The following is a 13,124-nucleotide window of genomic DNA, read 5'->3' as shown; positions in this document are numbered from 1 at the left end:
GTTCATTGATTCCGTGCGCGAGCTGGTGAAGATCGACCGTGACTGGATTCCCGCTGCGGATAAAGGCTCGCTGTACCTGCGTCCTTTCATGATCGCCAGCGAAGCGGTGCTGGGCGTGAAGCCGTCGGCGGAATACCTGTACTGCGTGGTGGCTTCGCCAGTGGGCGGCTACTTCAAGGCCGGCGCGGCGAGCGTGAGCCTGTGGGTGTCCGATATGTACACCCGCGCAGCGCCAGGCGGCACCGGCGACGCGAAATGCGGCGGCAACTATGCTGCCAGCCTGCCGGCGCTGGCCGAAGCGCAGCAGCATGGCTGCGACCAGGCCGTGTTCCTGGACGCGGTGGAGCGCAAGTGGATCGAAGAATTGGGCGGCATGAACATCTTCTTCGTGTTCAAGGACGGTTCGCTGCAAACGCCGCCGCTGACCGGCACCATCCTGCCGGGCATCACCCGCGATTCCCTGATCACATTGGCGCGCGATTTGGGCATGACCGTGCGCGAAGAGCCGTATTCGATCGATCAGTGGGAAGCGGATGCCAAGAGCGGCAATCTGGTGGAGTCCTTCGCCTGCGGCACCGCTGCAGTCGTTGCACCAATCGGCCGCGTACGTGGCCGCGACCGCGATTTCACCATCGGCGACGGTGGCGCGGGCGCGACCACGCAGCGCCTGCGCGCTGCCCTGGTCGACATCCAGCAAGGCCGCGCCCCTGACCAGCACAAGTGGCTGGATCGCCTGTTCTAAGTACGTCATGTACGTCAGCCAGGAGACGCCACAGCAAACGCAGGAGCGTCTTCTGCGCGTGATGCGTGAGGCGCAGTTGGTGGTCTATGATAAGCCGCATGCATTTGTCGAAGCGTCGGCAGCGCATTTTCCGGCGGAGCTGATTCCGGACGCGCTAGCCTTTGTGCGGGATGAGGATGTGTGGAGCGCTCTGGTGCCCGCATGGGCGCCGGAACAGGAGCAGTTCGTCCTGTTCAGCTTCCACTTCCCGCATGGGATGGACAACTCCGGCTTCGTCGGCTGGCTGGCCTCGCATCTGAAGGCGAAAACCGGCAGCGGTGTCATGGTCGTGTGCGGCCAGAACTCGCTGCGCGGCGGAATTTTCGATTACTGGGGTGCGCCGATCGGCGTCGCCAAACAAGTCCTGGCGGAACTGGAGCTGCTGCGTTCTAGCGCCGTTTGATGGTGGCGATCCAGAACAGCAGCGCACCGATGCTGAGCGCTGCGCCCAGAGCACACACCGCAGTCCAGCCGCCCGCTGCAAATGCGGCGGTGGCGGAGATCGCTCCCAGTCCGCTGCCTGTCGCGTAAAACAGCATGTAGCAGGCGACCAGCCGCGCATGCGCCTCGCTGCCCCGGCGGAAGATCAGGCTCTGATTACTGACGTGCAGCGCCTGCGCACCCAGATCGAGCACCACAATTCCCAGCAAAATTGGCCACAGCCGTCCATCGGCCTGGTTAAGCGGCGCCCAGCTTGCGATCAGCAGCAACAGGGCGCCACCGCTCACTGCCTGCGCATAGCCACGATCGGCCAGACGGCCGGCATTCACCGCTCCCAATGCGCCGGCAGCACCCGCCAGCCCGAACATGCCGATCGCACTGCGCGACAGGTCATACGGTGGCGCGCTTAGCGCCAGAGCCAGTGCACTCCACAGCACATTCAGCACGGCAAACAGCAGCATGGCGAGCAGACCACGCTGCTGCAGCACGCGGTCGCGCAGGATCAGGCGCGGCAGGGAGGCCAGCAGCGCCGGGTAGGATGGCCTGCCAGGCGGCAGCGCCTGCGTGGGCAGCCACCGCCGCATCAGCGCCAGAAGCCCCAATGCCAGCACAGCGGATGTCGCATACACCGAGCGCCATCCCCAATACTCTCCGAGCAGGCCGGACACAGTGCGCGACAGCAGCAAGCCAAGCAGTACGCCGCCCTGCACGGTGCCGACTATGCTGCCGCGATTTGTGTCGTTAGCCAGCGAGGCCGCGCAGGCGATCAGGCCTTGCGTCATCGCGGTGCCCAGCATACCAACCAGCGCAGCGGCGAACAGCAGCCAGCCCAGCGCCTGCGCTGAGGCCATGGCGACGCACGCGACAGCCAACGCGCCCAGTTGCACCAGCAGCAGGCGGCGCTTGTCCCAGATATCGCCCAGCGGGAGCAGAAACACCAGCGCCAGGACACTGCCCAGCTGCGTTGCCGTCACAACGCCGCCCGCCGCTGCGGTAGGAAGCCGAAATTCGCTGGCCAGAATATCCAGCAGGGGCTGGGCGTAATAGACATTCGCCACGCACACGCCAGCCACCGCCGCAAAAATGAAGGTGAGAGTAGGGTTCATAATCTGGTTTCAAATAAAAACCAGTTGAAGCATAGGTCATGTAGTTTTAAAATGCAACTTGTTTACGGAGGATGCATGGGCAAGCGGGAAGAACTGATGGACAGCACCTGTCCAGTAGCGCGTGCGCTGAGCGTGCTGGGTGATGCCTGGACCTTGATGATTTTGCGGGACGCCTTCGACGGCAGCAGCCGCTTCGGCGAATTCCAGCGCAATCTCGGCATTGCGAGAAATATCCTGGCGGACCGCCTGCACGGGCTGGTGGAGCAGGAAATCCTGGAGCTGGTTCCTGCGTCGGACGGAAGTGCTTACGAAGAGTACCGGCTGACGGCGCGGGGGGTGTCGCTATTTCCGGTGCTGGTGAGCTTGCGGCAGTGGGGAGAAGAGCATCTGTTCGCGCGCGGCGAGCGGCACTCCATGCTGATCGAACACGCCAGCGGCAAGCCTTTGCAGCGCATGCTGCCGCTGGCGCGGGACGGCCATGTGGTCCGTCCCGGCGAAACCTGGGTCAAGAAAGTCGAGGCCTGATTATTTGCGGCGGGCTTGCGCCAGCGGACGAACGTAAGTCAGCAGGCTGACCAGCGTTTTGCCCGGCTCTTCCCACGGCATCATGTGGGCCGAATTCTCGAACCACACCACCTGCTTGTAAGGCGCCTTCACCTGTTTCATCCAGTCCGCGGTGGGCTGCGCCGGCGTGGTGTAGTCGTGGCGGCCAAGGAACATCACCACCGGGATCGGGAATTTGCGGACCTTGCTCATATCCACGGTCACGAACTCCGGCAGCACGCGGCCCAGCGTGAACAGGCTGCCCTGGTCGATGGCATCTGCATCTTCCTCGCTGTATTCCGGCGACAGCATCGGGCCATCGAAAAAATAGGGCGACGAGTTGCGATAGGCAGTCATGCCGCCGTAATACTGTGGCCACTTGCGCGCTTTCACGATGCGCTCGCGCGTGATCGGCTGATCGCCAGGGTAGGGCGCGATGGATTCCAGATCCTTCAGCGCTTCTTCGTTGTTATTGGCCTTGGCCTGCTTCAGCGCATAGTCGAAGCTGATGCGCTCATTTTCGGGGGGGCTGATCACCTGGCCAATGCCGACGTAGGCGTAAAACAAATCTGGACGCTTCAGCGCGGCCTGCATGGCGACGATGGTGCCCCAGCTATGGCCCAGCAAGATCACCTTATCCTTCTTGTACTTCTTGCGCAGATGCTCGGCAACTTCGATGGCGTCATCGACGTAACGCGGGATGTGGATGGTGTCGCTGATCGAATCGGGATTCACTTCGCGGAAGGTCTTGCCTGCGCCGCGCTGGTCCCACTGCGCGACGGTAAAGTATTCCTCGATCGGGCGCTGGAACTGCCACATGGTCGCCATCGCAGGCGATGCAGGGCCGCCGTGCACGAACAGGATCAGCGGGTTGGAACGGTCCTGGCCGCGCACATTCATCCATTGGTCAATGCCGCCGATCGGGGTCTTGTAGGTTTCCTGCACGCCGTTCGGGGTAACGATCTTGTCCAGGTCCTGCACCACTGCGCGCGCCGCTTTGCAGGAGGGTGACTCGCTGCACTTTTCGGCTGCCTGCGCGCCAACACTCGCCAGGGATAGGGCGAGCACGTAAAGCCATGCTTTCTTCATGTGTTCCTTCCTAGTGGTCCGTCAAAGCGCCAAAGTGTATCAGAGCATTTGACCGAGGCGCTTGCCGAGGCAGAGCAATGTCAGCGTCGGCGGCAGCCCCCATGGAGCAGGAAGAACGGAAGCATCGCAGACATACAGTCCGGGCGTGGGTGTCTGCAAATTGGCATCAACGCCGGCGCCGATGGGAATCGTGCCGCCGGGATGGGCGGCGAAATGCCAGCTTTTGAATACGTGCCGCGCGCCGGCGGCATCAAGCACGCGGCGGGCGATGACGATGCCCTCGGTGAATTTGCGTTTGTCGGATGGCTGCAAAGTCTTATCGGCCCAGCGTGGGCCGGTACGGCCGCTGGTTTCATCGCGGATCTTGACCATGATGCTCAGCGTGCGGCCATGTGCAAGCAGCCGGTCGAGGCGCCCCACCTGTATGGCAAAGGCCTGGTACATCGGCTTGGGCAGGGTAAGGTCGGAGAAGGACAGCCCTTGCTCCGGCATGGCCATGCCTGCGGCCATCGGCACTTCAGCACCGCCATCGATATCGTCAACGCTGCCCATCACTGCGACCACGGGATCGCTGAAGAAGGGCATGCTGCGCGGACCGAGTCCGGAGTCGTGCAGCAGGCGCGGACTGCCGATGCCGCCGCCTGCCAGCACGACAACGTCCGCATGGGCTTCATGCAGCGTACCGCCGCGGACGAATTCGACCCCAACCGTACGGCCATTCTCAACCAGCACGCGCGTGGCGCGCGCTTCATCGCGCAACTGGGCGCCGTGGCGCAGCGCTTCGTCCAGCAGATCACGTGCAGTCCACTTGGCGCCGAAGGGACAACCGTAGACGCAACGCCAGCAACCGGTGCGGCAGATCTGCGGACGAATCATCTTGTCCAGCTTTTGCCAGGGCAGACCTGCGGTGCGGGCGCCCTGCATGATGCGYGACGCCAGCGGGCCGATAAGTTCATCCGGCAGCGGCGACATCGGCAGCTCGGCGCGCCATTCGGCCAGAGCAGGACCAAGATCGATGCCCAGCACTGCAAAGCGCGCCAGCGGTGGCGTGGACGCCGTGGCGAAGTTCAGCGTGGATCTGCCTCCGGCGGTAAGCCCGCGCACCAGCAGCGATGCATCGCGGTGGAGGAAGGCGCCCTTGCCGGGAACCGCTGCCATGGACGCCATCTGCGTCAGCGTGCCGGTGATCGGCGCGGAACTGCCTCGTTCCAGCACCAGCACCCGCAAGCCGCGGCGCGACGCTTCGCGCGCCACGCTGGCCCCGCCAGGCCCGCTGCCAACGATGATGGCGTCGTAGCGCATCAGGGAGTGGGCGCGTCGTGCGCGAACAGTTGGTCCATCTGCGCGAACAGGTCTGCGAACTGGCGCGAGGCTACGCGGCAGTAGTCGCAGCCTTGCAGATGCTTCTGCAGGCTGGCCGTCTGCTCCGCCGTCAGCGCTTCATCGCGCGCRCCGCAAACGAGCACGGTCGTCTCGCGGCAAGTCAGATCATCGTCACCCTTTTCCATATCGGTCACTCCGGTTCGCCCCAGGCGCGCACGGTGCATTCGCGCAGGCGCATTCTGGCACGGTACAGCAAAACGCGCAGATTGCCGCTACTGAGCGAGCACTGCGCTTCAATCTCCGCCAGGTCCAGGCCCAGATATTCTCGCATCAGGAACACGCGCGAAGTGGATTCGGGCAGGCGGCGCATGCACAGCTCCACGATGTCCAGCAACTGCTGCTGGGCGAGCTGGGTGGCGGGGCATTGCGCGTCCACGAATACGTCCGGATGCCAGGCGTCCTGCGCATCGAATAGCGCATCGATGCTGAAGTCTGCTTCGTCCACTGCCACAGCATGTTCCAGCGGCTCCATACGGCGCTGCCTGATCACGTCGATGATCTTGAAGCGCAGGATGCCGGTGAGCCAACTGCGCACGCTGGAACGGCGCGCGAAGCCATCCCAGCCTTTGAGCGCGCCGAGCAGGGTTTCCTGCACGGCGTCTTCCGCCTCGCTGGAGCCGCCCAGCTGCAGGCGCGCCAGCCGCAAGAGGAAGGCCCGCTCGCGGGCTAGTTCATCCCATGCCGCGATCTGCTCACTGTTCATCGGTTCTCCTTATTGGCTGCGGCGCGCCAGCGATACGGCATAGGCCGCGGCGCGGACGGTCAGCGTGCCAAGCGTAACACGGCTGGCACCTTGCCATACCTGGCTGGGATCGACCAGGGAGTCGCCTGCAGCAGGCAACTGGGCCTCAATGGCGAAGCGCAGCTTGCCGCTGCCCAGGCGCTGCGCCAGCTCGTCGTGCAGGAACTGGTCGGGCAAGGATTTCTCCTGCTCCTCGCTCAGGTAATGCGTGCCGGCTTCCGGCTGTACCACGATGCGCGCATGCTGCTGCTTTCTGTCGCTGCCGGTAAAGACGAAGGCATTATTGGAGAAGTAGGGCGTGGTGGCATACGACTGCGGCGCGGCATGCGCCGCCAGCAGGGCGGGCTGGATCTTGCCGTCCGGGTGAGCCTCGTTATGTGCGGCGACCTTCGCTGGATCAGGTTTTTTGGTGGCAGGATCGGGAACGCGCGCCTGCAGGAAGCTCACAAACGATTCCGGTGTGGCGGCAAAGAAGGCCGGTTCGGAAATCAGCAGCAGATCATAGGTTTCGCCGCCACCGCTGATACGCATCGCGATGCCGCGCACGCTGCGGCTTTTGTCCGACACGCCGGGATTGCCGCCGCCGATGGAAAAGCGCAGCTGCACGTTGGCGTTCTTCTGGCGGAACAGCGGGCTGTCGGCGAACGAAGCGGCTTTGGCGTCCGGCGTAAATTCGCCCACGGCGCAGAATCCTTTGGCATGCGAAGCGCGCTTGTGCGCGTGCTTGCCGAAGGTGTTGTTCAAGGCGTCAACCAGGTCGGATGGCGAAGGCTGGGCGGCTTGCGCTGTGGTGGCGGCCGACAGGGCGAGCGTGGCAGAAATGGCAAGCTGGTTCAACATGGCAGTCTCCTGAAAAGGTTGGGATCTGCCATTAAGTCGCCGCAGGCGGCGCGTTGTTACAGCTATTTCTTATGCCGACTGCGCGATCTGGTTGGACCACTCGAAAGCCATGGGCAGAAGCTCGTACAGATCGTCCGCATCCAGGCCCAGGCGGGCCTGCGATTCGTCCGGCAGCGGCTTCGCGTGCTCGATGGCTTCCGCCATGGCCAGCATGTCGCCGTATGGCCCCTGGCGATGYAGCAGGGCGGCGCGCACGTCGTCGGCCAGATGGAATTGCTCCAGCAGTTCCGGCATCGGCACGCGGAACAGCGTGTCCATCAGCGACAGGATACCGACCGTGAAAGCCGATTGCGCCGCACCGCGCTGGCCCGCATGGCGGCRCTCCRCCATCAGCTCCAGCAGGCGCGCACGGGTCGTCGCCAGTTGCAGCAGCGGCGAACCGAAAGCGGTATCCTCGCCGCGCGTGTAGAGCAGGATCTGTAGCCAGCGCCGCAGCTGCTTCTGTCCCAGCAGGAGCAAAGCCTGGCTGAGCGTATCGATGCGGCGCGTGCTGCCCGACGCGGGCGTGTTCACCAGCCGCAGCAGATTGATGCTGAGGGCCGCGTCGCGCTTGATGGCGCCTTCGATGCGGCTGTTCTCTTCATCCTGTTCGATCAGACCCAGGATTTCGATCAGCCCCAGCTCGGAGGGCATCAGCTTTTTGCCGCTCATGATGGAAGGCTTGGCGAAGTAATAGCCCTGGAAGTAATCGAAGCCCAGCTCCTTGCATAGCTCGAACTCGGCTTTCGTCTCAACCTTCTCCGCCAGCAGCTGCATGCCCGGCTTGCGCAGTTGCTGCGTAAGCGCGCGCAGCGTAGCTTCAGGCATGCCGAGGATATCGATCTTGATCAGGCTGGCCAGCGGCAGCAGGGCCGCCACCGTGTCATCGGCAGACACCACATCGTCCAGCGCAAACGAAAAGCCTTGCGCGCGCATTGCGCGTACGCTTGCGAGCAGCTGCGGCGTGGCTTGCACCGATTCCAGCAGCTCGAACATCACTTTGTCTTGCGGGAGGAATTGCAGGATGCCGCTTTCCAGCGCGGCCGCATCGATATTGATGAAGGCGCGCGACGTGCCGACCACCTGTTCCAGGCCTAGCTCCGCCAGATGGGCAATCACGGACGCTGTCGCATGCAGGTCTTCGCTCACATCGGCCGCCTTGACGTCGCCCCGGCGGAACAGCAATTCATAGGCCACCAGCTGCTGCTGGCGATCCAGGATAGGTTGGCGAGCGAGATAAAAATCCTTGCTGAGGGCCTGCGTGGCCTCGGCTTCGCACTGCAATTCGACGGACATGAGCCTTCCTTAGGCGACTTATTTCCGTGAATATATATTTATTTCTTAATTAAAACATTCACAAATTGTAACAATCAACCGCCTTTTTCGCGTAACTGATGGCAAAAACTCATCGTTTCTTCATCTACTGGAAAACATGACTCAATATGGAGCTCATCCAGCGTCACATCGCGGGGGGTGCCGAAGGTAGTGATGGTGGAGAAAAAGCTCAGTTCACGACCATCTTTGCGGAACACGGTGGTCAGCAGGGGCGTGGGCGCGCTGGCCAGGTCGCGCTGGCGCCAGCGGGCCGGCACGCCGGGATAGGACAGCACGTCATCCAGCAGCTTGCGCGCTTTCTCGTCGCCGGGGGACGAGGCCACCAGATTGTGCAAATGCCCCAGCAGGTCGCCCGCAATCTCCTCCCAGTTCGCCAGGTGGGCGCGCAGATCGCTGGGGTCGAAGATATTGTGCAGCATATTGGTGTGCGGACTCTCGCGGCCATCCAGGATGTAGCGGTTCATGCGGATGGCGCCCTCGTTCACCGCCAGCACATCCCAGTGGCGATTGATCAGGAAGGCGGGGTACGGCTCCTGCTGCTTCAACAGCAGCTCGATCGCGCGCCGCACCTGCGCCATTTCCGGCGTGGCCAGGGAGGATTCCGTGTAGCGCGGCGCATAGCCCGCCGCCACCAGCAGCGCATTGCGTTCGCGCAGGGACATATCCAGCGTATCGGCCAGGCGGGCCAGCATCTCGCGGCTGGGTTGGGATTTACCCGTTTCGATGTAGCTCAGATGGCGGGCGGAGACGCCGGCGTCCAGCGCCAGATCGAGCTGGCTGAGACGGCGCGCCGCGCGCCATTCGCGCAGCAGCACGCCGACGTGGGCGACGGGAGTGGAAGGCTGGGGGCGGAGGTTAGCGTTCATGCAGCGATATTAGCCTGCTTTCGCGCGGCGCGGCCATGACCTCGGAGGTTATCAAAGCATGACCTGCCGCGTCATTGCGGCTGGACGCGCGGCGCACGAAGATGGCAGCACTTTCAACCAAGGAGAATGCCATGCAACGCCGAGACTTTCTGAAGTACGCCGCCATCACCCTGTGCGCTACCGCAGGCGCCACCTCAGTCGCAGCAGCCGGCGCAGCGGACGCCACTACTTCGGCCGCCTGGCGCGCATCGCAGCGCTTCGTGCGCACCAGCGCCGGCAATATCGCCGTGGTGGAAAAGGGCAGCGGACCCGTGGCCCTGTTCCTGCATGGCTTCCCGCTGAACAGCTACCAGTGGCGCGGCGCGGTTGAACGCCTGGCCGCATATCGCCGCTGCGTGGCGCCCGATTTCCTCGGTCTGGGCCACACCGAAGTCGCGCCGGGCCAGAGCCTGGCCCCCGCCGCCCAAGCTGCGATGCTGGCGGAGCTGCTGGACAAACTGGGCGTGGACAAAGTGGACCTGATTGCCAACGACAGCGGCGGCGCCATCGCCCAGCTATTCCTGGTGACCTATCCGCAGCGCGTGCGCAGCCTGCTGCTGACCAACTGCGACACCGAAATCGACTGCCCGCCGCCGGCCATGGCGCCTGTAATCTCGCTGGCCAAGGCCGGCAAGTTCACCGACGAGTGGTTCCTGCCCTGGCTGGCCGACAAAAACTCGGCCCGCACGCCGGATGGCTTCGGCGGCATGTGCTACGCCGATCCGACCAATCCCACCGACGACACGCTGGAAGCCTATCTGCGGCCCCTGGTCGGCCCGCAGCGCAAAGTCCTGACCAACGGCTACGCCATCGCGCTGGAACAGAATGCCCTGGCCGGCATCAGCCCGAAACTGAAAGCCAGCCGCGTGCCGGTGCGCGTGGTGTGGGGCATGGCCGACCGCATTTTCCTACCGCAAGGCGCCGACTACCTGGAACACGCCTTCGGCAACTCGCGCGGCGTGCGCCGGCTGGAAGGCAGCAAATTGTTCTGGCCCGAAGAGCGTCCGGACGTCATTGCAGAGGAAGCGCGCGGCCTGTGGGGCGTCTGACGGTCAAAATTGCCCGGTAACAGCTCAGCGGTTCGGACTGGGTTAAAATGTCCGGTTTGGATCTCTGATAGGTGTAGCGCAATGAAATGGGCTGTTATCGGTTTTTATATCTTGTCCGTTTTGCACATCCACTTCCGCGGTAAGGTGCGCCTGCCGATCGGACGCCAGTTGTTCGACCACTCGTCGTTCATGGCGCCGATCAATATCTTCATGCACTGGTTCTCCCGTGTGCCGTCCACGCCGTATCTGGAGGTGAAGGACTTCAAGGAACTGGAACCGCTGCAGCAGAACTGGCAAGTCATCCGCACCGAAGCGGAGAACTTGATTCGCCTGCAGAAGATCAAGGCATCCGAAAAGAATGACGACGCCGGCTTCAACTCCTTCTTCAAGGCTGGCTGGAAGCGCTTCTACCTGAAGTGGTACAACGCCAGCCACCCGTCCGCGGCGGAACTGTGCCCGCAAACCTATGCGCTGCTGCAGTCCATTCCGTCCGTGAAGGCTGCCATGTTCGCCGAACTGCCGCCGGGCGGCAAACTGAATCCGCACCGCGATCCTTTCGCCGGTTCGCTGCGCTATCACCTGGGCCTGGCCACGCCGAACGATGACCGCTGCTTCATCGACGTGGACGGCATCCGCCACAGCTGGCGTGACGGCGAAGGCGTCATGTTCGACGAAACCTATATCCACTGGGCGATCAACGGCAGCGAGAGCGACCGCATCATCCTGTTCTGCGACGTGGAGCGTCCGATGCGCTTCCGCTGGGCGCAGGCGATCAACCGCTTCCTCGGCAAGACCATGATGACTGCCGCTGCTTCGCCGAACGAAACCGGCGACCAGGTGGGCATGGTGTCCAAGCTGTTCCGCGTGTCCTTCTATGCCGGCAAATACCGCCGCGCCTTCAAGGCCTGGAACAAGAACGTGTACAAAGCCACCAAGTTTGGCCTGATCATCGGCGTGGCTGCGCTGATCTACTACATCTGATGAAGTATCTCGCTTCCGCACTGGTTTTGACGCTCGCAGCGCAAGCCAATGCGGAAGTGCTGCACGACCTTCCCTACGGCGCCGACCGGCGCCAGCGTTTCGACGTTTATCTCCCCGCACATCCCGAACACGCGCCCGTGATCTTCATGGTTCACGGCGGCGGCTGGCGCATCGGCAGCAAGAGCGAATCGGCCGTGGTGTCGAACAAGGCGCCATATTTCACGGGACGCGGTTATGTGTTCGTGTCGGTGGACTACCGCATGCTGCCGGATGCCGATCCGCTGCAGCAGGCACGCGATGTGGCGCAGGCGCTGGCGGCCGCGCAGGACAAGGCCGCGTCATGGGGCGCCGACCGCAAGCGTTTTATATTGATGGGACATTCGGCCGGTGCGCATCTGGTGGCGCTGCTGAATGCGAATCCGTTGCTCGCGCCGAACGCCACGCCCTGGCTGGGTACGGTATCGCTCGATAGCGGCGCGCTTGATGTGGTGGACATCATGGGTCATCGCCACCTGCGCCTGTATGACGAAGCCTTCGGGCGCGATGCCGTGTTCTGGCGAACCGTGTCGCCGTATTGGAATCTGCAGCCGGGCGCCAAGCCGATCCTGCTGGTGTGCTCCACGCGCCGCGATGATTCGTGCAGCCAGGCCGACGCCTATCTGCACAAACTGTCCAGCAATGGCGTGCATGCCAGCGTGCTGCGCAAGGACATGAGCCATCGCGAAATCAATCTGGAACTGGGTGCGGATGCCACCTACACCCAGCAGGTGCAAGACTTCCTCAACGCATTGACGGTAACTGCTGGCTCGCCTCCTCGCGAGTGAGAATCCAGACGCGGTCGATATCGCCGTCGCGGTCTTCCGTGTAATTGACGACGATATCTTCGCCGCGGATGGTGCCGAGCATCTGGATCAGGTTTTCCTCATTGAAGATGCGGCTGGAAGGCGACAGGCGGCGTAGCTTGCCGTCGATATAAATCTCCGGGTGATAACCGGGCGTTATCTTCCCGCGTTTGGTGTGGCGCGGGAACTCGCGCGGCGGCACATCGGGCGGCGCATCGGCGAAAGCGGGCAGGGACAGGACTGCGGCCGTCAGTCCGGCCAGGGCAAGCAGGGAACGACGTTTGATCATGGTGAAATCGGCCAGTGTTGTACGAACCGCTAGCTTACCCCACCGTGTGCCATTGTGGCGAACATCGCGACCACCGCCAGCGCCATCACCGCTGTGCAGGCCCAGCCCAGCACATGAATGGGGCGCGAGATGCCGACATCACCCATCACACCCTTGCGGGTGGACAGCAGCATCGTCACCACCATGATCGGCACGGCGATGACGCCGTTGATGACAGCGCTCCAGTACAGCGCCTTCATCGGATCGACCGGCAGGAATCCGATCAGCACACCGCCCATCGTCGCGGCGGCGATGATACCGTAGAACTTGCGCGCGGCGGACGGCTGCAATTCCAGGCTGTTGCGCCAGTTGAACGCACCCGCCATCGCATAGGCGGCAGATCCGGCGAGCACGGGAATGGCCAGCAGTCCGGTGCCGATGATGCCGAGGCTGAACAGGGCAAAGGCCAGGTTGCCGGCAATTGGCTTCAGCGCGGATGCCGCCTGCGCGGACGACTGGATCTCGAGCAGTCCGTGCGCGTGCAGGGTCACCGCGGTGGTCAGCATGATGAACCAGGCGACGATGTTGGAGACCGCCATGCCGATGGTGGTATCCATGCGGATGCGCCGCAGCTCCCGGCCTACCTGTTCCGGCGCCTTGCGCAAAGGCTCGGCGTCGGGGTCGGCGCGGATTTCCTCGACTTCCTGCGAGGCCTGCCAAAAGAACAGATAGGGACTGATGGTGGTGCCGAACAGCGCCACCATGGTGGTCAGGTAGGCC

At 63.3% G+C, this 13,124-nt stretch carries 16 protein-coding genes; 6 read left to right on the top strand and 10 right to left on the bottom strand.

Annotation, left to right across the window (positions count from 1 at the left end; genetic code table 11):
* Together AB4Z11_RS17760 and AB4Z11_RS17755 are read left to right on the top strand one after the other, a co-directional pair.
* Nucleotides 1–742 (top strand): branched-chain amino acid aminotransferase (locus AB4Z11_RS17760; RefSeq protein WP_442026563.1); only part of this gene is annotated, 742 nt, incomplete at its 5' end.
* A gap of 7 nt (nucleotides 743–749) precedes the next feature.
* A complete protein-coding gene (locus AB4Z11_RS17755) occupies nucleotides 750–1,184 on the top strand; it encodes a DUF6196 family protein (protein ID WP_442026562.1) in 435 nt (144 codons plus the stop codon).
* Here AB4Z11_RS17755 and AB4Z11_RS17750 read toward each other — a convergent pair.
* Nucleotides 1,171–2,328 (bottom strand): MFS transporter, encoded by a 1,158-nt coding sequence (locus tag AB4Z11_RS17750; RefSeq protein WP_442026561.1) that lies wholly within the window; start codon nucleotides 2,326–2,328, stop codon nucleotides 1,171–1,173. The genes AB4Z11_RS17755 and AB4Z11_RS17750 overlap by 14 nt on opposite strands.
* Before the next feature lie 75 nt (nucleotides 2,329–2,403).
* Here AB4Z11_RS17750 and AB4Z11_RS17745 point away from each other — a divergent pair, with 75 nt between their 5' ends.
* Nucleotides 2,404–2,853 carry a winged helix-turn-helix transcriptional regulator gene (locus tag AB4Z11_RS17745; RefSeq protein WP_442026560.1) on the top strand — a complete coding sequence of 150 codons (450 nt, stop codon included), beginning with the start codon at nucleotides 2,404–2,406 and terminating at the stop codon, nucleotides 2,851–2,853.
* Here the strand turns inward: AB4Z11_RS17745 and AB4Z11_RS17740 are convergent, their stop codons facing one another.
* The 7 genes from AB4Z11_RS17740 to AB4Z11_RS17710 form a co-directional block, all read right to left on the bottom strand.
* Entirely contained in the window at nucleotides 2,854–3,960 is a 1,107-nt protein-coding gene (locus AB4Z11_RS17740; RefSeq protein ID WP_442026559.1) for an alpha/beta fold hydrolase, read from the bottom strand.
* A 39-nt stretch (nucleotides 3,961–3,999) separates the two neighbouring features.
* A complete protein-coding gene (locus tag AB4Z11_RS17735) occupies nucleotides 4,000–5,262 on the bottom strand; it encodes a GMC family oxidoreductase N-terminal domain-containing protein (protein ID WP_442026558.1) in 1,263 nt (420 codons plus the stop codon).
* Nucleotides 5,262–5,468, bottom strand: a complete 207-nt coding sequence (locus AB4Z11_RS17730; protein ID WP_442026557.1) for a hypothetical protein — start codon at nucleotides 5,466–5,468, stop codon at nucleotides 5,262–5,264. Before AB4Z11_RS17730 ends, AB4Z11_RS17735 begins: the two co-directional genes overlap by 1 nt.
* Before the next feature lie 5 nt (nucleotides 5,469–5,473).
* Complete coding sequence (locus AB4Z11_RS17725; RefSeq protein WP_442026556.1) at nucleotides 5,474–6,046, bottom strand: sigma-70 family RNA polymerase sigma factor; 573 nt, start codon at nucleotides 6,044–6,046, stop codon at nucleotides 5,474–5,476.
* A gap of 9 nt (nucleotides 6,047–6,055) precedes the next feature.
* Nucleotides 6,056–6,925, bottom strand: coding sequence for a catalase (locus AB4Z11_RS17720; RefSeq protein WP_442026555.1), 870 nt, complete (start codon nucleotides 6,923–6,925; stop codon nucleotides 6,056–6,058).
* A 69-nt stretch (nucleotides 6,926–6,994) separates the two neighbouring features.
* Entirely contained in the window at nucleotides 6,995–8,260 is a 1,266-nt protein-coding gene (locus tag AB4Z11_RS17715; protein ID WP_442026554.1) for an EAL and HDOD domain-containing protein, read from the bottom strand.
* Nucleotides 8,261–8,334: 74 nt separating this feature from the next.
* Nucleotides 8,335–9,165 carry a helix-turn-helix domain-containing protein gene (locus AB4Z11_RS17710; protein ID WP_442026553.1) on the bottom strand — a complete coding sequence of 277 codons (831 nt, stop codon included), beginning with the start codon at nucleotides 9,163–9,165 and terminating at the stop codon, nucleotides 8,335–8,337.
* Between the two features lie 131 nt (nucleotides 9,166–9,296).
* Here AB4Z11_RS17710 and AB4Z11_RS17705 point away from each other — a divergent pair, with 131 nt between their 5' ends.
* The 3 genes from AB4Z11_RS17705 (at nucleotide 9,297) to AB4Z11_RS17695 (ending at nucleotide 12,058) form a co-directional block, all read left to right on the top strand.
* Nucleotides 9,297–10,253 (top strand): alpha/beta fold hydrolase, encoded by a 957-nt coding sequence (locus AB4Z11_RS17705; protein ID WP_442026552.1) that lies wholly within the window; start codon nucleotides 9,297–9,299, stop codon nucleotides 10,251–10,253.
* Nucleotides 10,254–10,334: 81 nt separating this feature from the next.
* A complete protein-coding gene (gene lpxO, locus AB4Z11_RS17700; protein WP_442026551.1) occupies nucleotides 10,335–11,234 on the top strand; it encodes a lipid A hydroxylase LpxO in 900 nt (299 codons plus the stop codon).
* Nucleotides 11,234–12,058 carry an alpha/beta hydrolase gene (locus tag AB4Z11_RS17695; RefSeq protein WP_442026550.1) on the top strand — a complete coding sequence of 275 codons (825 nt, stop codon included), beginning with the start codon at nucleotides 11,234–11,236 and terminating at the stop codon, nucleotides 12,056–12,058. The genes lpxO and AB4Z11_RS17695 overlap by 1 nt, the downstream gene beginning before the upstream one ends.
* On the opposite strand, the gene AB4Z11_RS17690 is transcribed toward AB4Z11_RS17695, so the two are convergent.
* The gene (locus tag AB4Z11_RS17690) at nucleotides 12,015–12,365 is read right to left on the bottom strand and encodes a hypothetical protein (protein ID WP_442026549.1); all 351 of its coding nucleotides are present in this window, start codon (nucleotides 12,363–12,365) and stop codon (nucleotides 12,015–12,017) included. The two genes, AB4Z11_RS17695 and AB4Z11_RS17690, sit on opposite strands and share 44 nt — an antisense overlap.
* A gap of 29 nt (nucleotides 12,366–12,394) precedes the next feature.
* A partial coding sequence (locus AB4Z11_RS17685) for an NRAMP family divalent metal transporter (protein WP_442026548.1) occupies nucleotides 12,395–13,124 on the bottom strand: 730 nt, incomplete at its 5' end.

The sequence above is a fragment of the Pseudoduganella sp. RAF53_2 genome (assembly GCF_052113985.1).
Lineage (GTDB): Bacteria > Pseudomonadota > Gammaproteobacteria > Burkholderiales > Burkholderiaceae_D > Rugamonas.
Note: the sequence above shows the minus strand (reverse complement) of the source record. Positions and strands in the feature narration are given on the sequence as shown.

Bases quoted from the DNA above. Each gene is read 5' to 3' on its own strand.
- AB4Z11_RS17690 (WP_442026549.1), bottom strand. From the start codon at position 12,365: ATGATCAAACGTCGTTCCCTGCTTGCCCTGGCCGGACTGACGGCCGCA.
- AB4Z11_RS17725 (WP_442026556.1), bottom strand. From the start codon at position 6,046: ATGAACAGTGAGCAGATCGCGGCATGGGATGAACTAGCCCGCGAGCGG.
- lpxO (WP_442026551.1), top strand. From the start codon at position 10,335: ATGAAATGGGCTGTTATCGGTTTTTATATCTTGTCCGTTTTGCACATC.
- AB4Z11_RS17695 (WP_442026550.1), top strand. From the start codon at position 11,234: ATGAAGTATCTCGCTTCCGCACTGGTTTTGACGCTCGCAGCGCAAGCC.
- AB4Z11_RS17720 (WP_442026555.1), bottom strand. From the start codon at position 6,925: ATGTTGAACCAGCTTGCCATTTCTGCCACGCTCGCCCTGTCGGCCGCC.
- AB4Z11_RS17750 (WP_442026561.1), bottom strand. From the start codon at position 2,328: ATGAACCCTACTCTCACCTTCATTTTTGCGGCGGTGGCTGGCGTGTGC.
- AB4Z11_RS17710 (WP_442026553.1), bottom strand. From the start codon at position 9,165: ATGAACGCTAACCTCCGCCCCCAGCCTTCCACTCCCGTCGCCCACGTC.
- AB4Z11_RS17705 (WP_442026552.1), top strand. From the start codon at position 9,297: ATGCAACGCCGAGACTTTCTGAAGTACGCCGCCATCACCCTGTGCGCT.
- AB4Z11_RS17740 (WP_442026559.1), bottom strand. From the start codon at position 3,960: ATGAAGAAAGCATGGCTTTACGTGCTCGCCCTATCCCTGGCGAGTGTT.
- AB4Z11_RS17745 (WP_442026560.1), top strand. From the start codon at position 2,404: ATGGGCAAGCGGGAAGAACTGATGGACAGCACCTGTCCAGTAGCGCGT.
- AB4Z11_RS17755 (WP_442026562.1), top strand. From the start codon at position 750: ATGTACGTCAGCCAGGAGACGCCACAGCAAACGCAGGAGCGTCTTCTG.